Here is a 22458-nt window from a genome sequence, read left to right as displayed (position 1 = left end):
TCCCCGCCGCAAGCCATTGCGGGTTGCGCGGGGCCAGCCTAACCTGCGGCATGGCCGTCAGACTGCTGCGAATCCATCTCGATCCCGAAATGACGAAGCGCGCCACTGGCGGGCATTTCAACTTTGTCGACAAGATCCGTAATGCCGCCGCCAGCCGAGGCTGGGGCTATGAGATCGCGCCGGAAACCGATGAGCCGCCAGAGCGCTTTGTCTATGCGCTTCACCACATGAGCGGGCCGCGCCACAAGCGGGTCAAGATCTTCCGGCGCACCTATTACTATCCGTTCTGGCATATCGAGCCCGAACCGCAACGCTGGCGCTGGCCGGTCGCAAGCGCCAGTTTCTCTCCGAACCAGATCGACACCGACGAGGCGCGGAACTTCATTCACAGCCTGCGCAAGCAGAACCTGCCGGGGATCTCGCCCGTGGCGCCAAGCCATGTGCTGATCCCCCTGCAGCGCGAGTTGCTTCAGGCCCGCTCGTTCCAGACCATGAGCCCGCTGGCCATGGTCGAGGCCGTGGCCAAGACCGGCAAGCGCGCCATCGCCACGCTGCATCCGAATGGCGATTATTCCGCCGATGAGATGGCGGCGCTGGAGGCGCTTTCTGCGCGCTATCCGAACCTGACCGTCGGGGGTAACAGCCGCGAACTTCTGGCCGGGGCGGAATATGTGGCGACACAGAACAGCGCCGTGGCGATGGATGCCTATCTGCTGGCACGGCCTGTGGTGTTGTTCGCGCAGATAGATTTTCACCATATCGCGCTGAACGTGGCCGATATGGGGGTCGAAAAGGCGCTGGATCACGCGCCCGAGCACAAGGCGCATTACGCGAAATACCTGTTCTGGCTGCTGCGCGAACAGGCCATCGACGCCATGGCCCCGACGGCGGAACTGCGCATCCTCGATGCGTTGAAAAAGGGCGGCTGGCCAATCTGACCGCCGCCCTTTCCTAGTTCATGTATTAGGCGTACTGGGTAAGAATCCAGTAAACCGCCTTCCCATGGTGGGGCGGGAAGGTGTTGCCCTTCGCAATCGGTGCGGTGGTCGAGGGACTGTCATCCGACTTCCAAATGCCGCTTTCAGGACAAGCTTCACCGGTCCGCTTACGAGTGCCGAGAGGCACCTTCGTCGTAGTACTCACGAAATTCTCCTCGTGATTGATTACGAGACGGCGCAAATTCAGCAAACCACTGTTGAATCGCACCGACTCACCCTTCTCGGGTACAATACTGATTCCGAGTCAATGACTTAGAGTCAAGATATTTTGTGTAGCTTGGGTCACAACATACCATATATTGGCATGTGTGGCTTCAACAAGCAAAAAGCCCGCGCCAAAGGCGCGGGCTCTCGTCAATCGCAGTGCGATTCAACAGTGGTACTGCATATATGATTCGATGCAGATTCTGGGTCAAGAGCCTTTAGACGTTTTCGTCGATCCAGGCCTTCAGCGCGGCCTTGGGTGCGGCACCGATCTTGTTCGACACGACCTTGCCGCCCTTGAACATGAACAAGGCCGGGATGCCGCGCACGCCCATGGCGGCGGGGCTTTCGGGGTTCTCGTCGACATTGACCTTCACGATCTTCACCTTGCCGGCATATTCGTCCGAAAGCTCTTCCAGCGAGGGGCCGATCTGCTTGCAGGGACCGCACCATTCGGCCCAGAAATCGACGATCACGGGGGTATCGGACTGGACGACTTCGGCCTCGAACTGGGCGTCGGTGACGGCTTGAGTGGCCATGACGGGCTCTCCTGAATGGCGGCCGGGCGTGCCGGCGGGAAGGGTTGCCCTAACAGCTAGGTAGCTTGTCCGGCCGGGTCAAGACCGGCCATCGCCCGGTCCAGAAGCGGATCGGGCAGCCACATCAGCGACCGCGCCGAGGTCCAGAGAACGCCCACAGCGACCTCGCGCCCCGGATAGATCGCGGCAATGGCGGCGCGATAGGCGGCCATCTGGCGCAGGATGCCTTCGGGCGTGGCCTCGGGCCGGTCGGGCGCGGTGGCATTGGTCTTGTAGTCGATGACGCTGACCCGCTCGGGGCTCACGATCAGCCGGTCGATGACGCCGCGGAGCGCGCCGATGCCGGGCAGGTCGATGGCCAGTTCGACCTCGGCCAGCACCTCTGCGCCATCCGGGACCGCGAAAAGTTCGGCCAGATCCGGCGCGTCGATGACTGCCGCCGCCTCCTCGATCAGGCGGGCCAGCACGGCACCGTCGGGCAAGCCGCCCTCGGCGCCCGCGAGCAGGTCGCGGGCCTGTTCGGGCCAATCGGCGCGCGGCAGTTCGGGAAAGCGTTCCAGCAGCAAATGCAGCCGGGTGCCGAACAGCATCGCGGCCAGCGGATCGTCGCCATCCGGGCCGGGCAGGGCCTTGGCCCCACCAAGCGCCGAGGCCACAACGGGAAGCCGCCGCCTGCCTGCGGGCGGTGGCGCCGTCCACAGCCAGGGCGCATCCACTGCCGCGACCGGCGGGGCCGCAGGCCTTTCGACCGGCGCCGGCCAATCGCCGAAGCTGTAACGCGTGACCGGGCCAAGGCCGCCGTCCAGTGCCGTCTCGGTCAGGCCGGCACGCGGCAGCCCGTCGCGGATCATCGCATACCAGCTGTCCTCGCCCATGCCGGTTTCGCCGGTTGCGGCCACGATCAGCCAGCTTTCGGCGCGGGTCATCGCCACGTAAAGCAGGCGCTTGCGCTCCTCGGCATCCAGCCGCGCGGCCTCCTCGACATGGCCTTGGGCAAATTCCGGCCGCGCCCCGCTGCGCCCGGTCAGCATCACCGGGCCATCCTTCGGGCGCAGCATCTCGGGCGGGGTATAGGCGCGGCGCTTATGGGTATCGGGCAGGATCACCACCGGGCTTTCCAAGCCCTTGGAGCCATGCACCGTCATCACCCGGATCAGCCCGGCACCCGCGCCGGGCTGACGCCGAACCTCGACATCGTCGGCGGACAGCCAGACCAGGAACCCGGTCAGCGAGGGCACCTCGCCACGCTCGTAAGCCAGCGCCTGAGTCAGCAATTCGTCGATGCCGTCCTCGGCCTCGGAGCCCAGCCGTGCCAGCAGGTTTTCGCACCCGCCATGCCGGCCCAGCAACCGGGAGATCAGGTCGAAAGGCCGCAGAGCCGAATGGTCCATCATGTCGGTCAGCAGGGCCAGCGCCCCGGCATGGCCCGAGGCCCGAAGCCGCGTCCACAGGTATTCGCCGCGCTTGCGACCCTGCGCCAGCCGGTAAAGCGCATCCTCGTCCAGCCCGATCAGCGGCGAACGCAGCAGCGCCGCCAGCGACAGATCGTCCTCGGGCGTGGCAAGGAAGTTCAGCATGGCGCGGATGTCCTGCACCGCCAGTTCCGCCGCCAGTTTCAGCCGGTCGGCCCCCGCCACCGGCAGTTCCGCCGCCTTCAGCGCCCGGATGATTTCCCCGAACAGCGCCGAGCGGCGCCCCTGCACGAGGATCAGGATATCGCCCGCATCCAGCGGCCTGACACCGTCGCGCGTGGTGATCGAAACGGGGGCATTCGGGTCCAGCATCGCCTTGATCTGGCGGGCGATTTCTTCGGCCAGCAGGGTCGGGGCGGCGTCCGGGGCCAACTGGTCGACCGGGTCTTCCCAGGGCGTTTCCTCGGGGTCATCGGGCCTGGCGATTTCGGGCCAGAGGTCGATACGACCGGGCCGATCGGACAGGAAGGCGCGGTGGTGGCTGTCCTGTCCCAGCCCGCGCCCGGCCTCGCCGGCGAAAGTCGCATCGACCGCCGCCAGCACCGCCGGCGATGAGCGGAACGAGAATTCCAGATCGAGCTGCTGCATCGGCTGCTCGACCGCCTCGAAGGCCGCCGAAAATTCCGCCCGCCGGGATTCGAAGACGGCGATATCGGCACCCTGAAAGGAATAGATCGACTGTTTCGGGTCGCCGACCACGAAAAGCGTGCGCAGCCGGTCGGATTCGCCGGCGGTGAACTCATCTGTCAGTTGCTCGATCACCCGCCATTGCTCGGGCGAGGTATCCTGCGCCTCGTCGACAAGGATATGGTCGATCCCGCCATCCAGCCGGAACAGCACCCATTGCGCCATGGCCGCATCCGACAGAAGCGCGCCGGCCCGGGTGATGAGATCGTCGAAATCGAGCCAGCCTGCCTGCGCCTTGCGGGCCTGATAGCGCCGCGAAAACGCCCGCCCGAAGCGCAGAAGCGACGCCGAACGCCGGGTGAACTCCAGCGCGATGCGCAGGGGCCGGGCCTCGGCCACGCGCTCCATCAGCGCGTTCAGTTCGTCCATGAAGGGCGCGCAGGGGCCTTCGCGCAGGGCCTTGGTCGGCAGCTTGTCGATCTTCGGGCCGAACGGGTCCTTCGCCGTCGCCCCGAACAGCAGCGCGCCTTCCAGCACCTGCAAGCCGGCCAGATCGGGTGCCTGCCAGTTTACCCGGCGCAGCTTCCCGGCCAGGTCGATATCGGTCTTGCCGCCGCCCGCCAGCGCCAGCACGAGCGCCTCGATCCATTGCGCCTCGCCGCTATCGAAGACCTGCGCCAGCAGCGCATCTTCCGTCAGCCCCTCCGGCAAGCCGCTGGCACGGCGCAAGGCGTCCTCGCCGCCTTCGGCCTCGATCCCCTTCGAAAGCTGAGCCAGCAGGCTGTCCAGACGTTCCCCGGAATGGATCGCGGTGATGTCGCGGATCTCGGGGGCGGCGTCTTCGGCCATCTCCTCCAACACCTCGGCGCGCAGAAGCGTGGCCGAGCGGTCGTCAAGCTCGGTAAAGCCATGCGGGACACCGGCTTCCAGCGGGAAGCGACGCAGCAGAGCGGCGCAGAAACTGTGGATGGTCTGCACCTTCAGCCCACCCGGCGTCTCGATCGCCAGCGCAAACAGCCGCCGGGCCGAGGCGAGGTCGGGCGCCCCCTCGACCCCCAGATCGCGCAGCGCCGAGGCAAGCGCCGCATCGGGCAGCATCGCCCATTCGCCGAGGCGTTTCAGCAGCCGGTTCTGCATCTCGGTGGCGGCGGCCTTGGTATAGGTCAGGCACAGCACGCGTTCGGGCCGGGTTCCGTCCAGCAGCAGCCGCGCCACCCGGTCGGTCAGCACCCGGGTCTTGCCGGAGCCGGCATTGGCCGTCAGCCAGGTGCTGCGGGTCGGGTCGGCCGCCGCGATCTGGCGCAGCGTGGCATCGTCGGCGCGACCTTCAGCCATGATCGCCCACCTTCATCTTCACCGGCGCATCGCCCGCGCCCCATTCGCCATAGCGCGACAGATGGTCGTAGTCGCTGGCATCGCCGGCCTTCTGCAGGGCGCGCCGCGCCGCAAAGCCCTGGCCATGCAGCAAATAGTGTTTCGCGAGGATGACAAACCTTGCCCAGGTCTCCTCGGCGGCCTCGGGCGAGAAGCTACGGGGCTGGGTCTCGCCCTCGCCGCCCAGCTGGATATAGCTGACGCCCTCGACCGCGATGGGGCCGAGCACCGGGAAGGCACCTTTCTGAACCATTGCCGCTTCCAGAAGCAATTGCTTGTCGAAATGGGCCATCTGCTTGTCGGTCGGCGGCTTGCCGGACTTGTAGTCATAGACATGCGCGACATGGCCGCCATCCAGCCGGTCGATGCGGTCGGGCTTGGCGGTCAGGTGCAGCTTCAGGCCCGGCACCGGCAGGCGATGCGTCGCCTCGACCACAAGCGGGCGGCCGCGCTGCAGGCGGCGGCTTTCGTCCCGGGTGATCTGGTCGGCGATCTTCTCCATCCGTGCCTGCCAGAAGGCGCGCGCGGCGGGCCAGGGCACCTGCTCGGCCAGAACGGCGCGGGTGATGTCCAGAAAGCGCTGGCGCAGAGCCTCTGGCGGGGTGTCGGGCGCGGGTGGCGGGGTCAGCAGCGCCTCGGCGACCTCGTGCAGGACCTGGCCGCGCAACTGCGCGCCGGGTTCGGGGCGAAGGGGGTCCAGCGGCCGAAGCCCCAGCACCTTGTCGGCATAGATCGCATAGGGATCGCGGATCAGCGTGCGCACCTGCGTGACCGAGATCGCCTCGAAAGCCGGGGCGGGCGGGACCGGCGCGGGGCGCGGCGCGGGATCCAGTTGAAAGCGCGGCTGCGCCAGTTGCCGGGCAAGGCCAAGCCAATGCCCACCGCGGGACCGCATCGCCTCCAGCGCCTGCGGGCCGCCACGCTCGGGCAGGCCCGACATCAGATTGGTCAGCCGGTTCAGCCAGCGCGAGGGGATGGTCTCGGCATCGGCATCGCGGCGGGCGCGGGTCAGCACGACCTCGGGCGCGGCGATGGCCTGCTGGAAGTCATGCGCCGACAGCCCGATCTGGCGTTCCGGCAGGGTCAGCCCGGCCTCGGCCCGCATCGCCCGCGACAGCCACGGGTCGGGCGGCAGCGCCTGCGGCCAGCCGCCCTCGTTCAGCCCGGAGAGGATCACCAGGGCACCATCCGACAGGTTGGCCTCGGTCCGCGCCTCTCGCGGGCCGCAGGCGCGGATCAGCGGATGGCCGCGACCAAGGGAACGGACGACCTGCGCCGACAGCCGGCTGTGGATCAGTTCGGCATAGTCGCCGGGCGTCATCGGCTGGGCCAGGGCCGCATGATCGGCCAGATGCGCCATCGCCGCATCGGCTGCGCGACCCGGCGCATCGTCCCAAAGCCACGACGCCTCAACCGTGCCGCCGGGACCGGCAGCCAGCCGCGCGGCCAGACCCAGATGTTCCTCCATCCGATCCGGCACCGGGCGCGGACCTCGGTCATCCTCTGCCTCAGCCACCGTATCGAGGATACCGGCCAGCCATTCCACCCAGATCCTGCGGGTGTCATCGCCTTTATCGGCCCATTTCCGCAAGGCGGCCCCATCGGGGAAGGCGGGGCCATTGCGACGCAGTTCCAGCTCCAGCTCGCGCGTCTGGCGCAGGGATTCGCCGGGCGCGCTGCCGGTGGCCGTAACCGGCTGTTTCAGCAGCACCAGAAGCGCATCGAGGCCGAGCTTCTGGCCGAACAGCGCCGCGACATGGCGCAGGAACAGGCCCTGCGCCGAAAGCTGCAGCGGCTCGCCGGCGCTGTCGTCGATGCTGAGGCCCCAGCGATCCAGCGCCGCCGCCACCCGCCGGACCAGACCGCGATCCGCTGCGAAAAGCCGCACCGGCTGGCCGCGCCCGACCGCGTCGCGGATCAGGACGGCGATGGCATCGGCCTCCTCCTGCGGCTGGTCGGCCTCGATCAGGCTCATTGCGCCCGTCGGGCCAGCCAGATCGGGCAACGAGGGGCCTTCGGCAATCCACTGATCGGTAACCGGGGCAGGGCGGAGGGCCAGCGAAATCAATCTGTTGCGATCGTCTGGCGGGGTTTCGACCCAGGGCCGGACGCCAGCTTGCCGCAGCGCCGCCAGCCGCGCCTGTGGGTGATCGTCGGCGCCGTCCGCCAGCGAGGACCAGACAGCATCGGGTTGCTGGAAATCATAGCCCGGCAGCACCACCGCCCCCAAAGGCAGCGCCGCAACCGCGCGCAGGAACAGCCGCGTCGCGCCATGCGAACCGGTCGAGCCGACCGCCAGCACGGGTGCAGCCGGCATCTCGGCCCCTGCCGCCCAGGCCTTCGCCAGATCCTCGGCCCGGCGGCGCTGACGGGCCGGGCCATCCACGGCCGGCTCGGTCAGATAGAACCCCGCCGCAATGCGCAGGAATGCCAGTGAGCGCTGCCAGTGCGCTGCATGATCCTGCGCGTTGATGCGGCCAAGACTGTCGGCATCGCAGCCTTCGGTCTGCATCTCGCCCATCAGGTCGGACAGCGATTCCGCCAGTTGCGGCACCGATTGCCCGGCACCGAGGCCCGGTTCGCGGACGATCAGTTGATCGACCAGCCGGCCGAGTTCCAGCACCCGCGCCAGCGGCGATGCCGGTCGCCCCAGCAGATCGGCCCCCAGATCGGTGACAAGCCGCATCTTCGGCAGCAGCAGCGGGCCATGTTCGGCGGCATGGGCATCGAAGGCCGCGCGCAGGCTGATCATGGTGCGCCCGGCATTGACGAAGACGGTGACGGCGGCAAGCGCCTCGGGCGGTTTGCCGGCCATCCGCGCCATCAGCCCCGTGACCACGCTCTGGCAGAAATCGGCGCCGGGCGGCAGGGCGAAGGTGCCGCTCTGCCAGTCAGCCCACATCTTCGGCCAACATGGCTTCGGCCAGCGGGATGGTCTCGGGCCGGCCCAGATCGCACCAGCCGCCGGGATGGGTGATGCCGTAAGCGCGCCCTTCGGCGATCAGCAGGTCCCAGAGCAGATTGAGCGAGAAGGCCTGTTCGCCGATCTCGGCCAGCCGGTCGGGCTTCACGATCTGGCAGCCGGCATAGACGAAGTCGCCCTTGCGCACGATCCGGCCCGCGTGATCAATGCTGAAATCCCCCGGACCGACACGGCCCCGCGCGCGGTCATGGGCGACCAGCATCAGAAGCGCATCCATGCGCTGCGGGTCCCAGGCGAGTTGCAGCGCGGCAAGCGGGTTCGGCCCGGTCCAGATCACATCGGGATTGAGCGTCATCACCGGCCCTTCGCCCAGCAATGGCAGGGCCTTGCGCAGCCCGCCGCCGGTTTCCAGCAGCAGGTCGCTTTCGTCCGAGATCAGCACATCGCTGCCCGCCAGATGGTCGTGGATCTGGCTGCCGAGGTAATGCGCATTGACGACGATGTGCCCGGCACCGGCATTCCGCCCAAGATCGAGCGCGCGGTCCAGAAGATTGCGTCCCGCGACCTCGATCAGCGGTTTCGGCCTGCTGTCGGTCAGCGGGGCCATGCGCGTGCCCTTGCCGGCGGCGAAGATCATCAGCGGCGGCATTGCGAGCCTATCCTTTCGATCGTGGCACCGTCCGGCCCCGGAATGCGGGCAACAAGATCGGCCAGTTCGGCTAGTTCGGGGGCCTGAAGCTCGCGCTCGATCAGCGACCAGAGATGCGGCATGAATGCCAGATAGCGCGGCTTGCCCTCGGCAATGCACAGCCGGGTGAAGATGCCCATGATCCGCAGGTTGCGCTGAGCGCCGAGAAGCGCGAAAGCGGCGCGGAACCGGGCGGGGTCCAGCCCGGTATCGGTCAGGAAGCGGGCAATGGCGGCCTCCTCGACCGCCGCCGGAATGGTGCGGCGGGCATCATGCAGGACCGAGACCAGATCATAGGCCGGATGCACCGCCACCGCGTCCTGAAAATCCAGCAGACCAAGGCGGTCATCGCCGGTCAGGATGATGTTCTCGGCATGGAAATCGCGCAGGCCGGTCACCGGGGGCAGATCGGCGCAAAGCCTTGCGTGAAGCCGGGCAACGGTCGGCGCGATCTCATTGGCCGCCGCAAGCGCATCGGGACCGGCACCGGTGGCGGGGGCATACCATTCGGCGAAAAGCCCGACCTGCCGGGCCATTTCGGGACCGTCCAGCAGCTTGATCCCCGGTGCCGGCGGGAAGGCCGCCAGCCGCGCCAGAAGCGCCGCGATCCGTTCGTAAAGCGGGCCGGCCTGCGTCGGATCGGCCTCGATCACGCGGGCGATCTGGGCATCGCCGAAATCCTCGATCAGGGCGAGGCCGGCTTCGGGATCGGCGGCGATCACGCGGGGCGCATCGAAGCCGCGCTCTCGCAGCCAGCCGGTCATTGCCAGATAGGGGGCGAGCGTTGGCGCATCGGCATCCATCAGCACCGCCGTCTCACCTTCGCGCGACAGCCGGAAATAGCGCCGGGCCGAGGCATCGCCGGCAAGGAAGGCGACCTGCGCATCCGACCAGCCGGCGTCATGGGTGAAGATCGCGCGGGCGGCGGCACGGGTGGCACGCGCCCATTGGGCCTTATCGCCCGACAGCGTGATCTGGCGCAGATCGGGATCGTCCAGCGGCTGGAAGCGCAGCACCAACCCGGCGGGGGCGGGCACCATCCGGTCGGGCCATTCGATCAGCGCGATCGACTCGGGCAGGGCGTCGAGAAGGCCAAGCTCCTCGATCTCGACCGGATCGGTCAGCCGGTAAAGGTCGGCATGCCAAAGGGGCGGCGTGCCGTCATAGGTCTGGACCAGCGTGAAGGTCGGGCTTGGCACATCCTCGGCCGGGTTGGCCAGCCGCGCCCGGATCAGGGCGCGGGCGAAATGCGATTTCCCGGCCCCGACCGGCCCGTCGAGCATCAGCGTATCGCCCGCGCGCAATTCCGGCGCGAGGGCGCGGGCAAGACCCGTGGTCAGTCCGGCATCTGCGGTCAGCGTCAGTAGGGCATCGGCCATGCGCGGTTCAGATCGTCAATGGCGGATTTCAGGTCGTCGGTTATCGGCACCTCCAGCCCCGGAAGCTGCTGTTCCAGCTGCGTGACGCTGGTCGCACCGAGGATCGGGATGGTGTGGAAAGGCCGCGTCCGCAGCCAGGCCAAGGCCATATGAACCGGGTCGATGCCCGACATGCGGGCAAGCTGCTGATAGCTGTCCACCGCCTTATGCGCCCGGTCGGTCTTGCGCCCGCCCAGATTGCCAGCCCCGCCCGAGGCCAGATCGGCGGCAACGCGGCTGCCGTCCGGCACCGCACCGCCCTGATATTTCCCGGTCAGCAGACCGGCGGCCAGCGGCGAATAGGCCAGCAGGGTCACGCCTTCGTTTACCGCAACCTCGGCCAGGTCGGTGTCATAGGCGCGGTAAAGCAGCGAATATTCGTTCTGGATCGCAGCCACGCGGGGGCCGCCCAGCCGCTCGGCCGTGTCGATCCAGCGCACCGTTCCCCAAGCGGATTCGTTCGACAGCCCGAAAGCGCGGATCTTGCCGGCCTGCACGGCATCGGACAGCGCGCCCAGCACCTCGGCCATATGGTCGAGGTTCTGCTGGCGGTTCTGACCAGACGGGTCGAACTTCCAGTTCTGCCGGAAACCATAGCTGCCGCGCATCGGCCAGTGCAGCTGATAAAGGTCGATGACATCGGTCCGCAGCCGCTTCAGCGAGGCGTCGATGGTGCGGGCGATGATCTTGCCGTCAAAACCCTCGCCATCGCGCACGGCGCTGCCATTGCCGGTGACTTTCGTTGCGATCTCGATCTCGTTGCGGCGTCCGGTGCGGGCGATCCAATTGCCGATGATCTCCTCGGACCGGCCGGCGGTTTCCTTGCGGACCGGGTTGACCGGATACATCTCGGCGCAGTCGAGGAAGGTGATCCCCACCGACAGCGCAAGGTCGATCTGGGCATGGGCGTCGGATTCGTCCGTCTGGTTGCCGAAGGTCATCGTGCCCAGGCAGAATGCACTTACGTCAGCGTCGCTCTGGCCCAGTTTTTCGCGTTTCATGCCCACTCCTGTCATGGCTCGGCGCAAGCTATCCCCTGCGGGCGGGGATGGAAAGCCCGAGGGGACGCGGCGCTAATGCCGCGCCCCGTCACGGGCGGCAGAGGTCAGCACCACGGCGCGGTCATCCAGCGGCAAAGGTCGGATTTCCTCGATCCGGAAGGGCATCGAGAAGACAAATTCGGTTGCGGTCGTGGTGATCTCGGTCCGGGTCTCAAGCTGAATGGCGAAGGCCTCGATCAACTGGCTGCCAAGGCCGGTGCCTTCCAGGTTCTGCACCTGCGCGCCGATGGAGTTGGCCACTTCCAGTCGTGCCCTGTCCTCGCCTTCGCGCGTCAGCCGCACCCGCGCCCAAGGCCGCTCATGACCGGCGGGGGTGCCGGCATATTTCAGCGCATTGGTGAAGGCCTCAGTGGTCAATAGGATCAACGGCACCGCCTGATCCGGGGGCAGGATCAGCGGCGCAAGCTCGGTCTCGATATCCAGCCGCCGGTCGGGGCCGACCGAGGCGCGCGTCATCTGGTTGATGATCTCGGACATCAGCCGGTCGGCATTGACGGAATCAAGATGCTCGGCCTGATAGAGGTTCTTGTAGATCGAGGCGAGCGCCGCCACCCGGTCCTGGACCGAACGCAGCACCCGCTTGGCATCGTCATCCTCGATCACCCGCCCCTGCATGGAGATGATCGAGGCGATAAGCTGAAGGTTGTTCTTCACCCGGTGATGAACCTCTTTCAGCAGCACGGTCTTGTCGTCGAGGGCGGCTTCCAGCGCAGCTTCGTCACGGTTCAGAATGCGAACCATGTTGTGAAAGGTCCGCGACACATCGGCGATCTCGGTCGGTGCGTCTTCCATGATGCGCGGCTGCGCGGCGCGATCCCCCACGGTGAAGCGCCGCATCTGGCCGCGCAACTCGCGGACATGGCGCAGCACCAGCCGGTAGACGGCGTAATAGGCCACCCCCAGCGACACCCCCCAAAGCGCCACCGCAAACAGCACCGCCGTCAGCTTGGTGACGCGATAGCCCTGCACACCGGCCTCGGTCGGGCTATAGCTGCCCAGGGCATAGATCAGCCCCGGCACCACGGAAACGACGGCGAAAACGCGCTGTTCACCCGAAGGGGTAATGTCGGTGAAGGTCGTCTCGGACCGCGAGATGAGGCTGCTAAGCGTCTGGTCGCGCGGCAGGGCGGCGATGATATCCTCGGCGACCTCGTCATCGGCAGAAAGGATATCGCCGTCGGAATTGAAGGTGATCGTCTGCGCCGCATTGCTGCCATAGATCGAGCTATGCGTGGATTGAAGCAGCAGCTTCGACACCGACACCCCGACATAGCCGAGCAATTCCCGCTCTCGGTAAAGCGGCTGGCCGACAATCACGACCTCTTGCCGGCTGACGGCGCCACTTTCCAGCGGCACCACCATGGTGGTGGGATTGGCGATGAAATGCTCATAGGCCGGGGTGCCGGTCAGATCGCGCGGGGTATTTCCGGAATTGCACAGCGTGGTGCCGTCAAGCTGGACGAAGCCGGCCTGAACATAGGTCGCGCCGCGTTCGACGAAGCTTTTCAGCATCTGTGAGCAGACCTCGGGATTGCCGATATCGCGCAGAACCGCCGGACCAAGCGCATCGGCGGTGCCGAGCGCGCTTTGAAACAGCGCGCGTTCGCCGGCAGCCGCCGCCCCGGTCCGACCAACGATGGCGGTTTCGGCAGAACGCTCGGCCTCGCCCGACAGGTAAAGCGTCTGGATCAGCGACATCAACCCGATGGGCAGGATCGCCACCGACAGAAGCGCGGCCAGCCGAAAGCCGAGGCCCTTGGCGAACTGGAACGTCTCTGCCGGACCGGCCATGACCCTGACCTAGCGCATGACGGGCGCGTTCGAGGCCATCGCCGCCAGCGTGGCGCGGTCGGTCATCTCCAGCTCTTCGCCATCTTCCAGATGCAACAGTTCGGCCAGCCGGCGACGGCCCCGATTGGCGCGCGATTTCACCGTGCCGACGGCAACGCCGGTCATCTCGGCCGCCTCCTCATAGGAAAAGCCCGAGGCGCCGACCAGAATCAAGGCCTCGCGCTGCTCATCGGGAAGCTGGGCGAAGGCGGTGCGGAAATCGTTGAGCGCAAGGCGACCGTCATGCTCGGGCCGGGTGGCCAGCCGCGCGGCATGGATGCCATCGGCATCCGAAACCTCGCGCCTTGTCTTGCGGCGGGCGGAATAGAACGTGTTGCGCAGGATCGTGAACAGCCAGGCGCGCAGGTTGGTGCCGGCCTGAAACTTGTCCATATTGGTCCAGGCCTTGACGATGGTGTCCTGCACCAGATCGTCGGCCGAGGACCCTTCGCGGGTCAGCGACAGCGCGAAGGCGCGCAGGGCGGGCAGGTGATCGACCAGCTCGTCGCGCGGCGAGGCACCGGACATCTGCGCCGGCGAGCGTTTTGCTTTATCCGGCATCGCTCACCCCTGATCGCGCAATTGCTGCAGCAGGTCCAGGAAGCGGTCGGGAACCTCTTCCTTCAGCTCTTCCTGGTAGACCCGCTTCAGGTTCTCGTCGATCTGCTTTTCGAGCGCGGTCTTCTTACGCTCTTCCCGCTTTGCCGTCATACCTTGATTAATCCCGACTGTCTTGTGCGCATGCCGCTCAACCGATAGATCATGGACTGGTTCCACCAGGAGCCGGTACGATAGGGGTTTACATGTCTTCCGCCGAGCTTGCCAAGTCCATCGGGCAGGAACTTCCCTTCCTTCGCCGCTATGCCCGCGCCCTGACCGGCAGCCAGACCGCCGGCGACAATTACGCGGCGGCGACGCTGGAAGCCATTCTTGCCGACCGCAGCCTGCTGAACGAGATCGACCTGCGCATCGGCCTGTTTCGCGCCTTCCATGCGATCTGGCAGTCCAGCGGCCAGCCCGTGGCCGAGGCCGATGGCGGCGCCCGTGGCGCCCGCGCCCAGGCACATCTGTCGGCGCTGACGCCGAATTCGCGCGAGGCGCTGCTTCTGAACACGATCGAGGGAATGCGCCCCGGCGAAATCGCGCAGGTCATGCAGATTTCGACCGCCGATGCCGAGGGCCTGCTGAGCACGGCCATGACCGAGATGGGCAGCGCCCTGCGCGGCCGGGTCATGGTGATCGAGGACGAGACCATCATCGCCATGGACCTGAAGGGCATCGTGCAGGCCATGGGTCACGAGGTGACCGGCATCGCCCGCACCCATTCCGCCGCCATCCAACTGGCCAACGAGATCCGGCCCGACCTGATCCTGGCCGATATCCAGCTGGCCGACGGCTCCTCGGGGGTGGATGCGGTGAACGAATTGCTGGCCTCGCTTGGTCATATGCCGGTAATCTTCATCACCGCCTTCCCCGAGCGCCTGCTGACCGGCGACCGCCCGGAACCGGCCTTCCTGATCTCGAAACCCTATACCGAGGATCAGGTCAGTTCGGCACTGAGCCAGGCGATGTTCTTCGCCTCGACCGAGGGGCTGGAAGCCAACTGAGCGATCTTGGCATCTTCCTTGTCGCCACGCCGGGGCTGGAACAGCCGCTGGCCGAAGAGGCACGCGCGGCCGGCTTCGCCGATCCGGTAATCGTACCCGGCGGGGTCGAGACGCGGGGCGGTTGGTCGGAAGTCTGGCGGGCCAATCTGGCGCTGCGCTGCGCGACCCGGGTGCTGGTCCGCATCGGCGAGTTCCGTGCCCTGCATCTGGCGCAGCTGGACAAGCGGGCGCGGAAATTTCCCTGGGGCGAGGTGCTGCGCCCCGACATCCCGGTCCGGGTCGAGGCCACCTGCCGCAAATCCCGCATCTATCATGCCGGCGCGGCAGCGCAGCGGATCGAGCGCGCCCTTGGCGAGGAACTGGGCGCGCCCATCAGCAAAGATGCCGCCATCGTCGTCAAGCTGCGGATCGAGGACGATCTGGCGGTGATCAGCCTCGACAGTTCGGGCGAGAGCCTGCACAAGCGCGGCCACAAGGAGGCCGTGGCCAAGGCGCCGATGCGCGAAACCATGGCCGCCGCCTTCCTGCGCGAATGCGGCTATGACGGGCGCGAACCGGTCTTCGACCCGATGTGCGGCTCTGGCACTTTCGTTATCGAAGCAGCCGAGATCGCGGCCGGGCTGATGCCGGGCCGCAGCCGCCGCTTCGCCTTTGAGGATTTCGCCAGCTTCAAGCCCGACGCCTGGGCGGCGATGAAGGCGGCTTCCAACCCGGTCGCGCCGGCGCAGCGTTTCACCGGCGCCGACCGCGATCAGGGTGCCATCCGCATGAGCATCGCCAATGCCGACCGGGCCGGCGTGGCGGAGTGGTGCGATTTCGCCCAAGGGCAGGTGACCGATGCTGTGCCGCCCCAAGGCCCGCCCGGCCTTGTCATCATCAACCCGCCCTATGGCGCGCGCATCGGTAACAAGGGTCCGCTGTTCGGCCTTCATGCCGCCATGGGCGAGGCGTTGCGCAGCCGTTTCAAAGGTTGGCGGGTGGGGATCGTGACCTCGGAACCCGCGCTTGCCAAGGCGACCGGGCTGCCGTTCCGCGAGCCCGGCCCCTATGTCGCCCATGGCGGGTTGAAGATCCGCCTTTACCAGACCGGCCCGCTTTAACCGGGTTGACGGACCTGGTCCCGCAGGGATTTGCGCGCTTCGCGCGCGGCGGCGACACGGCGACGGCGGCGCAACTCGACATTGAAGATCGCGCCCAGCATGACCGAGAAAGCGGCAAGATAGAACCACATCAGCAGCGCCACCACGGCCCCGATGGAGCCGTAGATGCGGTTATAGCTGTTAAAACTCCCCAGATAGGCCGAGAATGCCAGCGAGGCGAGGCCCCAGGCTATGGTCGCCACCACCGAACCCCAGGTGAAGATCGGCGTGCGCGGCCTGCGGACATTGGGGCCATAGCGGTAAAGCACGCCGATCCCGATCATCACGATCAGCAGCATCCCGCCCCAGGGCAGGCCCCGGATCAGCAGGGCGTTGAAGGGGCCAAGCTCGAACAGGCTGAGAACGATGGGCACGACAACGATGGTGACCAGCCCGACGAAGACGATGCCGACAATGGCCAGCGTCAGCACATAGGCCAGAAAGAAGCCGACGACTGTCGAATGGGCGCGCACCCCGTAAGCCGCGTTCAGCCCGCGCACCAGCGCATTCACCCCGGCCCGCGCCGCCACGGTGGCGATCATGAAGGACACGAAGGTGGTCCAGCCAAGCTGGGTGCGCCCGCCGGACACCAGCGCATCGACCTGGGATTTCACGATCTGCATGGCCTCGGGTGGCACGAATTCCTCGGCCACATGGACGTAATCCTGAATGACTGTCGGGTCATACCAGAGACCCCAGAAGGCAATGATGGCGGCAAGCCCCGGGAAGACCGCAAACATGGCATAGAAGGCCACCCCGGCCGAGATCAGGCCCATATGGATCTTGTCCATACGATCGCCCAAGGCCATGATGAAGCGCCAGATTTCCCGAATCGGCGCGAATACGCTGCCCATACTGCCTGCCTGTACCACTTGCCGCAGTCTTGGCGGTCGGGACGCGGAATTCAACCGTCCGCGTCGCCCATATAGCGCATCCAGACCGCCTTTTCGCCGATTTTCTGAACGAATTCGCGATGTGCGGCAATCTCGGCCTCGCTCAGCCGGCCTGCCAGCGGCACGGGTCGTTGCCGGGCCGGGCCGCCCGATACGGCGCGCAAAGGACCGGCGTTGCCTGTGGCGGGCCGCGTTTCGGGCGCGGCAAGAACCAGATCGGGCTGCCGGCCACCGATCAGTTCCAGATAGACATCCGCCAGAATCTCGCTGTCCAGCAGCGCGCCATGCAGCGTCCGAGCCGAATTGTCGATACCGAAGCGCCGGCAGAGCGCATCGAGCGAGTTCTGCGCGCCGGGGAATTTCTCGCGTGCCAGCGCCAGTGTGTCCAGCGCCCGCGACCAAGGCAGGGCGGGCCTGCCACACATCTTCAGCTCGGCATTGAGGAATTTCATGTCGAAGCTGGCATTGTGGATGACCAGCTTGGTGCCGGTGCCGATGAAATCCAGAAACTCGCCTGCCACATCCGCAAACAGCGGCTTGTCGCTGAGGAATTCGGCCGTCAGCCCGTGCACGGCCACCGCACCCTCGGGCACGTCGCGCTGGGGGTTGATGTATTTGTGAAAGGTGCGCCCGGTCGGCAGATGGTTCATAAGCTCAACCGCCCCGATTTCGACCAGCCGGTCGCCGGTGGCGGGGTCGAGACCGGTGGTCTCGGTATCCATCACGATTTCACGCATCCTGTCCCTCCAGTATCTCGGCGCAGATCGCCGCGACGGCATCTTCGGCACCCTGCATCGTGTCGCTGGGGATGATCCAGTCGGCGCGGGCGCGCTTTTCGGCATCGGGCATCTGCCGCGACAGGATCATTTCGAACGCGTCCTCGGTCATGCCGGGTCGGGCCAGAACCCGCGCGCGCTGGGTCGCGGCATCGGTCGAGACGACGGCGACACCGTCCATCTGGGTTTCCGCCCCAGTCTCGAAAAGAAGCGGGATATCGAGGACGACAATGCGCGCATCGTTCTGGCGGGCCTGTTCGATGAAAGCCGCGCGATCCGCAGCGACGAGCGGATGCACAATGGCTTCCAGCCGCGCAAGCGCGCCCGGATCCGCCGCAAGCACCGCTTTCAGCGCAGCGCGATCGATGCCGCCATCCAGCAAAGCCGTTGGAAAGGCGGCAGAAACGGGTGCAACCGCCGCCCCGCCGGGCGCATAAAGCCGGTGCACGGCGGCATCGGCATCCCAGAGCGGATAACCGCGGGCGATGAACATCTGCGCCGCCGTGGACTTGCCCATGCCGATCGAGCCGGTCAGTCCCAGCCGAAAGCTCACAGCACCGCCTGGCGCAGGGCCTCGTCAACCTCGGGGCGGCGACCGAACCAGCGCTCAAAGCCCGGGGCGCCCTGATGCAGCAACATGCCAAGCCCGTCGACGACCTGACAGCCGCGTGCCTGCGCCTCGGTCAGGAAATCGGTCATCAGCGGCGTATAGACGAGGTCGGTTGCCAGCGCATCGGGGCTGAGCGCGTCCAGCGGCACCCGCAGGGGCGATTTCCCGGTCATGCCCATCGAGGTCGCGTTGACCACGGTCCGCGCCCCGTCGAGCATATTGCCGACCTGCGCCCAGTCATAGACAACGACCTTGGCGCCGAATTCGGCCTTGATCTGCTCAGCCCTGATCCTGGTGCGGTTGGCGATCCTGAGTTCCGGCACACCGCTTTCCAGAAGCGAGGCGACTACGGCGCGTGCCGCACCGCCGGCACCGATCACCGCCGCCGCACCCTGGTCGGCCCGCCAATCCGGCGCGCTTTGCTGAAGATTGGTGATGAAGCCGTAGCCGTCCGTATTGTCGGCGTGGATCTTGCCGTCCTCATGGAAGATCAGCGTATTCGCCGCGCCGATCAGCGCCGCCCGGTCGGTGACGATATCGGCAATCTGCAGCACCGCCTCCTTGTGCGGAATGGTCAGGTTCACGCCAACGAAGCCCATCTTCGGCAGGATGCGCAGAACCTCGGCCAGGTTTTCGGGGCGAACCGGCATGGCGATATATTCGCCCGGAAGCCCATATCGCTTGAGCCAGTGCCCATGCAGCAAGGGCGAGCGCGAATGTGCAATCGGCCAGCCAATGACCCCGGCGAGAGGCACATGCCGGACATCCGGCGATATCGGGTTGGTCTCATCCGCTGTCATAGCGTCTTGGTAGCCCGTGTTTTCGGATCATGGAAGACAAAAGCGGACCGAACAGGCAGCAGAGTGTGGGCAGGTCTGTGGATAACGCCAGGGGCGGTTTTGCCAGTCTTCCGACCTTTGGATAAGTGTTGAGAACCAATCGAGAACCAAGACAACTCATCCACATAGGAATGGCGCTGATCTCGTATTCCACATCCTGTGGACAGTGTATCTGATTGTTATCAATTTATTGATTATATTGTATTTATTCATCACATTGATGAGCCGAGTATGTGGATAATCCTTGAAGATGCGGTTAATCCTGTCGTCCACAAGCCTTACAACCACATCTTCTTTCTTCTTTCTTTCTATATGATTAAAGAAGCTGTCATGGGTGAAGTTCTGGCCTCTGTCTATCCTTGGGTAAAATCCCTGCATGTCATGGCCGTGCTGTCATGGATGGCCGGGTTGTTCTATTTGCCGAGACTGTTTGTCTATCATGCTGAGAGAGGGCAGTCGGGTGAGGAACCCGCAGCATCGTTCCGGATCATGGAAGACAAGCTGCTGCGGTTGATCATGAACCCTGCAATGGTTGTCAGCTGGCTTTGTGGACTGGCGCTCGTCTTGACCCCTGGAATCGTCGATTGGTCGATGCTCTGGCCTTGGACCAAGGCTGGTGGGGTTTTGGCAATGACCTGGTTTCACATGTGGCTGTCGGCGCAACGGCGGCTTCTGGCGGAAGGTCAGGGATTGAGCGGTCGCAGCTATCGGATAATGAACGAATTGCCGACGCTGCTCATGGTCATCATCGTCCTCTCGGTGATCTTGAAGTTCTAGGCCGAGGCGCCATGTCTTCGAAAGATTGACTCGAATCGCGCTTTCAGCTATGCGGCGCGCAACGATCCGGCCGTCCGGTGCGGATATTTTCCATGAGATTTAGATATTACCCACGGTTCGATGGGTGATTTGCGGTGATGCTATGAGCGAAGAACGTTTGAACCTGTTCGATCTGAAGGCGAAAAGTCCCAAGGACCTTTTGGCCATGGCCGAGGAATGGGAGATCGAGAACGCCTCGACCATGCGCAAGGGCGAGATGATGTTCTCGATCCTGAAAGAGCATGCAGAGGACGGTTACGAGATCGGCGGCGACGGTGTGCTGGAAGTGGTGCAGGACGGTTTCGGCTTCCTGCGCTCGACCGAGGCGAACTATCTGCCGGGTCCCGACGACATCTATGTGAGCCCGGACATGATCCGCCAGCACAGCCTGCGGACTGGGGACACAGTCGAAGGTGTGATCCGGGCGCCGGGCGAGAACGAACGCTATTTCGCATTGACCAAGGTCGAGAAGATCAATTTCGAAGATCCCGAGACCGCGCGTCACAAGGTTGCTTTCGATAACCTGACGCCGCTCTATCCGAATGAGCGGCTGCAGATGGAGATCGACGATCCGACGATCAAGGATCGCTCGGCGCGGATCATCGACCTGGTGGCGCCGATCGGGAAAGGGCAACGCTCGCTGATCGTGGCACCGCCGCGAACCGGTAAGACGGTGCTTCTCCAGAACATCGCCCATTCGATCGCCAGGAATCACCCCGAATGCTACCTGATCGTGCTGCTGATCGACGAGCGTCCGGAAGAGGTGACGGATATGCAGCGTTCGGTGAAGGGGGAGGTTGTCAGTTCGACCTTTGATGAGCCGGCCAGTCGGCACGTCGCGGTGTCCGAGATGGTCATCGAAAAGGCGAAGCGCCTGGTCGAGCATAAGCGAGATGTTGTGATCCTTCTCGATTCGATCACCAGACTTGGTAGGGCCTTCAATACCGTGGTGCCGTCGTCGGGCAAGGTGCTGACAGGTGGTGTCGATGCGAACGCCCTGCAGAGGCCGAAGCGCTTTTTCGGCGCGGCGCGGAATATCGAAGAAGGCGGCTCGCTGACGATCATTGCCACGGCGCTGATCGATACCGGGTCGCGCATGGACGAGGTGATCTTCGAGGAATTCAAGGGCACCGGTAACAGCGAGATCGTGCTGGATCGGAAAGTGGCCGACAAGCGGGTCTTCCCGGCGATGGATATCCTCAAGTCCGGGACGCGGAAGGAGGAGCTTCTGGTGGATTCGAAGGATCTGCAGAAGACCTATCTGCTGCGGCGTATCCTGAACCCGATGGGCACCACCGACGCGATCGAATTCCTGATCTCGAAGTTGAAGCAGACCAAGAACAATTCCGATTTCTTCGAATCCATGAACGCGTGATGTGTCGTGGATACGATCTTCGCAGAAGCGACCCCGCCCGGTCGGGGAGGGGTGTCGATCATTCGGCTGAGCGGGCCGGATGCGCGGCGCGTTACGGAAGAGCTTTGCGGGCCGCTGCCTGAGGCGCGGCACGGCTATTTCCGCGCCGTTCGAGATGGTGACGATCTGATCGACACGGCGCTGGTTCTGCGCTTCGATGGCGGGGCCAGTTTCACCGGTCAGGAAAGCTGCGAAATTCATCTGCACGGTGCGCCTGTTGTGGTGAAGCGGTTGGAAGCTGCATTGCGTGACCGGGGGTTGCGGCAGGCAGAGGCGGGCGAGTTTACACTGCGTGCGTTCCTGTCCGGGCGACTCGGCCTGGTGGAGGTCGAGGGGCTTTCGGACCTTCTGTCGGCCGAGACGGAGGCGCAGCGTAAACTTGCTGTCTCGACAAGCACGGGGGCGTTGGGCCGACTGGCGGATGAGTGGCGTGACAGCCTTGTCGAAGCCGGCGCCATGATCACGGCCTCCATCGATTTTGCCGATGAAGAGATCCCTGACGACGTGCTGGCGGATCTGGATGGGCTGATCGAGAGGGTGCGGGCCTCTATCTCAGATCAGCTTGCGGCCTTTCCGGCCAATGAGCGATTGCGGAACGGTTTTGAGGTGGCGTTGGTCGGTGCCCCGAACGCGGGCAAGTCTTCTCTGATGAATGCGATGGCGCGGCGGGATATTGCGATTGTGACCGACCAGGCCGGGACGACGCGCGATGTGGTGGAGTTTCGTGCCGACCTGCACGGGCTGCCAGTGACGTTTCTGGATACGGCCGGTGTGCGGCAGACAGACGATTCGGTCGAAGTCATCGGGATCGAGCGAACCCGGGCGCGGGCGCAGGATGCAGATCTGCGGATATTCCTGGGCGAGATCCCAAGTGAGGTTGCGCATCTGGCAGCTGACGACGATCTGCATATTGAAACCATGGGGGACATCACCGGTGTTCCCGGCGCCATCTCCAGCAAGACTGGTGCGGGTATCGGTGAGCTGCTGGATCGCGTGTTCGGGATATTGAGAGATCGTGTTTCTGGGGTCGGGTTGGCCAGCCATGTCCGGCAGGCAGATGCAATGTCGGATGCCGTTGCTGCGCTGTCCCTTGCCGAAGGATTGCCGGCGGAGCTGAAGATGGAGGCGCTGCGCGAGGCGGCACATCATCTTGAGCGACTGGTTGGCAAGGTCGACGTTGAGGATTATCTTGGTCGCGTGTTCAGCAAGTTCTGCGTCGGAAAATAGGGA

19 protein-coding genes are annotated in these 22458 nt (G+C 65.3%); 6 read left to right on the top strand and 13 right to left on the bottom strand.

Annotated elements, in window-relative coordinates:
- Window positions 1–50: 50 nt before the first annotated feature.
- Entirely contained in the window at window positions 51–938 is an 888-nt protein-coding gene (locus tag Q0330_RS18060) for a hypothetical protein (RefSeq protein ID WP_299482904.1), read from the top strand.
- A 482-nt stretch (window positions 939–1420) separates the two neighbouring features.
- Here Q0330_RS18060 and trxA read toward each other — a convergent pair whose 3' ends face one another.
- From trxA to Q0330_RS18015, 9 genes are all read right to left on the bottom strand, one after another.
- Entirely contained in the window at window positions 1421–1741 is a 321-nt protein-coding gene (gene trxA, locus Q0330_RS18055) for a thioredoxin (protein WP_299482901.1), read from the bottom strand.
- 56 nt (window positions 1742–1797) lie between these two features.
- On the bottom strand, window positions 1798–5175 hold the full coding sequence (addA, locus tag Q0330_RS18050) for a double-strand break repair helicase AddA (protein ID WP_299482898.1): 3378 nt from the start codon (window positions 5173–5175) through the stop codon (window positions 1798–1800).
- Window positions 5168–8116, bottom strand: a complete 2949-nt coding sequence (gene addB, locus Q0330_RS18045; RefSeq protein WP_299482896.1) for a double-strand break repair protein AddB — start codon at window positions 8114–8116, stop codon at window positions 5168–5170. Before addB ends, addA begins: the two co-directional genes overlap by 8 nt.
- Window positions 8106–8786: a nucleotidyltransferase family protein gene (locus Q0330_RS18040; RefSeq protein WP_299482894.1), complete on the bottom strand. Its 681-nt coding sequence runs from the start codon at window positions 8784–8786 to the stop codon at window positions 8106–8108. The genes addB and Q0330_RS18040 overlap by 11 nt, the downstream gene beginning before the upstream one ends.
- Entirely contained in the window at window positions 8774–10204 is a 1431-nt protein-coding gene (gene tsaE, locus Q0330_RS18035; protein WP_299482890.1) for a tRNA (adenosine(37)-N6)-threonylcarbamoyltransferase complex ATPase subunit type 1 TsaE, read from the bottom strand. The genes Q0330_RS18040 and tsaE overlap by 13 nt, the downstream gene beginning before the upstream one ends.
- Window positions 10186–11244, bottom strand: a complete 1059-nt coding sequence (locus Q0330_RS18030) for an aldo/keto reductase (RefSeq protein WP_299482887.1) — start codon at window positions 11242–11244, stop codon at window positions 10186–10188. The genes tsaE and Q0330_RS18030 overlap by 19 nt, the downstream gene beginning before the upstream one ends.
- A 72-nt stretch (window positions 11245–11316) precedes the next feature.
- On the bottom strand, window positions 11317–13095 hold the full coding sequence (locus Q0330_RS18025; RefSeq protein WP_299482884.1) for a histidine kinase dimerization/phosphoacceptor domain -containing protein: 1779 nt from the start codon (window positions 13093–13095) through the stop codon (window positions 11317–11319).
- A 9-nt stretch (window positions 13096–13104) separates the two neighbouring features.
- Window positions 13105–13662, bottom strand: coding sequence for an RNA polymerase sigma factor (locus Q0330_RS18020; RefSeq protein WP_299483228.1), 558 nt, complete (start codon window positions 13660–13662; stop codon window positions 13105–13107).
- 36 nt (window positions 13663–13698) lie between these two features.
- On the bottom strand, window positions 13699–13845 hold the full coding sequence (locus Q0330_RS18015; protein ID WP_299482881.1) for a NepR family anti-sigma factor: 147 nt from the start codon (window positions 13843–13845) through the stop codon (window positions 13699–13701).
- A gap of 92 nt (window positions 13846–13937) precedes the next feature.
- Between Q0330_RS18015 and Q0330_RS18010 the strand changes: the two genes are divergently transcribed.
- Together Q0330_RS18010 and Q0330_RS18005 are read left to right on the top strand one after the other, a co-directional pair.
- Window positions 13938–14741: a response regulator gene (locus Q0330_RS18010; RefSeq protein ID WP_299482878.1), complete on the top strand. Its 804-nt coding sequence runs from the start codon at window positions 13938–13940 to the stop codon at window positions 14739–14741.
- The gene (locus tag Q0330_RS18005) at window positions 14738–15841 is read left to right on the top strand and encodes a class I SAM-dependent RNA methyltransferase (protein WP_299483225.1); all 1104 of its coding nucleotides are present in this window, start codon (window positions 14738–14740) and stop codon (window positions 15839–15841) included. The genes Q0330_RS18010 and Q0330_RS18005 overlap by 4 nt, the downstream gene beginning before the upstream one ends.
- Here the strand turns inward: Q0330_RS18005 and Q0330_RS18000 are convergent.
- From Q0330_RS18000 to Q0330_RS17985, 4 genes are read right to left on the bottom strand one after another with little or no spacing between them, the layout of a single operon-like run.
- The gene (locus Q0330_RS18000; protein WP_299482875.1) at window positions 15838–16734 is read right to left on the bottom strand and encodes a YihY/virulence factor BrkB family protein; all 897 of its coding nucleotides are present in this window, start codon (window positions 16732–16734) and stop codon (window positions 15838–15840) included. The genes Q0330_RS18005 and Q0330_RS18000 overlap by 4 nt on opposite strands.
- A gap of 50 nt (window positions 16735–16784) precedes the next feature.
- Window positions 16785–17510, bottom strand: a complete 726-nt coding sequence (gene dnaQ / locus Q0330_RS17995; protein ID WP_299482872.1) for a DNA polymerase III subunit epsilon — start codon at window positions 17508–17510, stop codon at window positions 16785–16787.
- On the bottom strand, window positions 17503–18102 hold the full coding sequence (gene coaE / locus Q0330_RS17990) for a dephospho-CoA kinase (RefSeq protein WP_299482869.1): 600 nt from the start codon (window positions 18100–18102) through the stop codon (window positions 17503–17505). The genes dnaQ and coaE overlap by 8 nt, the downstream gene beginning before the upstream one ends.
- Window positions 18099–18959 carry a shikimate dehydrogenase gene (locus Q0330_RS17985; RefSeq protein WP_299482866.1) on the bottom strand — a complete coding sequence of 287 codons (861 nt, stop codon included), beginning with the start codon at window positions 18957–18959 and terminating at the stop codon, window positions 18099–18101. Before Q0330_RS17985 ends, coaE begins: the two co-directional genes overlap by 4 nt.
- A 369-nt stretch (window positions 18960–19328) precedes the next feature.
- On the opposite strand from Q0330_RS17985, the gene Q0330_RS17980 reads away from it, so the two are divergent.
- The 3 genes from Q0330_RS17980 to mnmE all read left to right on the top strand — a co-directional run bounded on the left by Q0330_RS17980 (window position 19329) and on the right by mnmE (window position 22455).
- The gene (locus Q0330_RS17980) at window positions 19329–19775 is read left to right on the top strand and encodes a CopD family protein (protein WP_299483222.1); all 447 of its coding nucleotides are present in this window, start codon (window positions 19329–19331) and stop codon (window positions 19773–19775) included.
- A gap of 142 nt (window positions 19776–19917) precedes the next feature.
- Window positions 19918–21189, top strand: coding sequence for a transcription termination factor Rho (gene rho, locus Q0330_RS17975; RefSeq protein ID WP_299482863.1), 1272 nt, complete (start codon window positions 19918–19920; stop codon window positions 21187–21189).
- A gap of 6 nt (window positions 21190–21195) precedes the next feature.
- Entirely contained in the window at window positions 21196–22455 is a 1260-nt protein-coding gene (gene mnmE / locus Q0330_RS17970) for a tRNA uridine-5-carboxymethylaminomethyl(34) synthesis GTPase MnmE (protein ID WP_299482860.1), read from the top strand.
- Window positions 22456–22458: the final 3 nt, after the last annotated feature.

The sequence above is a fragment of the uncultured Paracoccus sp. genome (genome assembly GCF_937873615.1).
Taxonomy (GTDB): Bacteria; Pseudomonadota; Alphaproteobacteria; order Rhodobacterales; family Rhodobacteraceae; genus Paracoccus.
Note: the sequence above shows the minus strand (reverse complement) of the source record. Positions and strands in the feature narration are given on the sequence as shown.

Excerpts from the sequence above, each read along its gene's own strand:
- Q0330_RS18060 (WP_299482904.1), top strand. The coding sequence starts at position 51 with ATGGCCGTCAGACTGCTGCGAATCCATCTCGATCCCGAAATGACGAAG.
- trxA (WP_299482901.1), bottom strand. The coding sequence starts at position 1,741 with ATGGCCACTCAAGCCGTCACCGACGCCCAGTTCGAGGCCGAAGTCGTC.
- addA (WP_299482898.1), bottom strand. The coding sequence starts at position 5,175 with ATGGCTGAAGGTCGCGCCGACGATGCCACGCTGCGCCAGATCGCGGCG.
- addB (WP_299482896.1), bottom strand. The coding sequence starts at position 8,116 with ATGTGGGCTGACTGGCAGAGCGGCACCTTCGCCCTGCCGCCCGGCGCC.
- Q0330_RS18040 (WP_299482894.1), bottom strand. The coding sequence starts at position 8,786 with ATGCCGCCGCTGATGATCTTCGCCGCCGGCAAGGGCACGCGCATGGCC.
- tsaE (WP_299482890.1), bottom strand. The coding sequence starts at position 10,204 with ATGGCCGATGCCCTACTGACGCTGACCGCAGATGCCGGACTGACCACG.
- Q0330_RS18030 (WP_299482887.1), bottom strand. The coding sequence starts at position 11,244 with ATGAAACGCGAAAAACTGGGCCAGAGCGACGCTGACGTAAGTGCATTC.
- Q0330_RS18025 (WP_299482884.1), bottom strand. The coding sequence starts at position 13,095 with ATGGCCGGTCCGGCAGAGACGTTCCAGTTCGCCAAGGGCCTCGGCTTT.
- Q0330_RS18020 (WP_299483228.1), bottom strand. The coding sequence starts at position 13,662 with ATGTCCGGTGCCTCGCCGCGCGACGAGCTGGTCGATCACCTGCCCGCC.
- Q0330_RS18015 (WP_299482881.1), bottom strand. The coding sequence starts at position 13,845 with ATGACGGCAAAGCGGGAAGAGCGTAAGAAGACCGCGCTCGAAAAGCAG.
- Q0330_RS18010 (WP_299482878.1), top strand. The coding sequence starts at position 13,938 with ATGTCTTCCGCCGAGCTTGCCAAGTCCATCGGGCAGGAACTTCCCTTC.
- Q0330_RS18000 (WP_299482875.1), bottom strand. The coding sequence starts at position 16,734 with ATGGGCAGCGTATTCGCGCCGATTCGGGAAATCTGGCGCTTCATCATG.
- dnaQ (WP_299482872.1), bottom strand. The coding sequence starts at position 17,510 with ATGCGTGAAATCGTGATGGATACCGAGACCACCGGTCTCGACCCCGCC.
- Q0330_RS17985 (WP_299482866.1), bottom strand. The coding sequence starts at position 18,959 with ATGACAGCGGATGAGACCAACCCGATATCGCCGGATGTCCGGCATGTG.
- Q0330_RS17980 (WP_299483222.1), top strand. The coding sequence starts at position 19,329 with ATGGGTGAAGTTCTGGCCTCTGTCTATCCTTGGGTAAAATCCCTGCAT.
- rho (WP_299482863.1), top strand. The coding sequence starts at position 19,918 with ATGAGCGAAGAACGTTTGAACCTGTTCGATCTGAAGGCGAAAAGTCCC.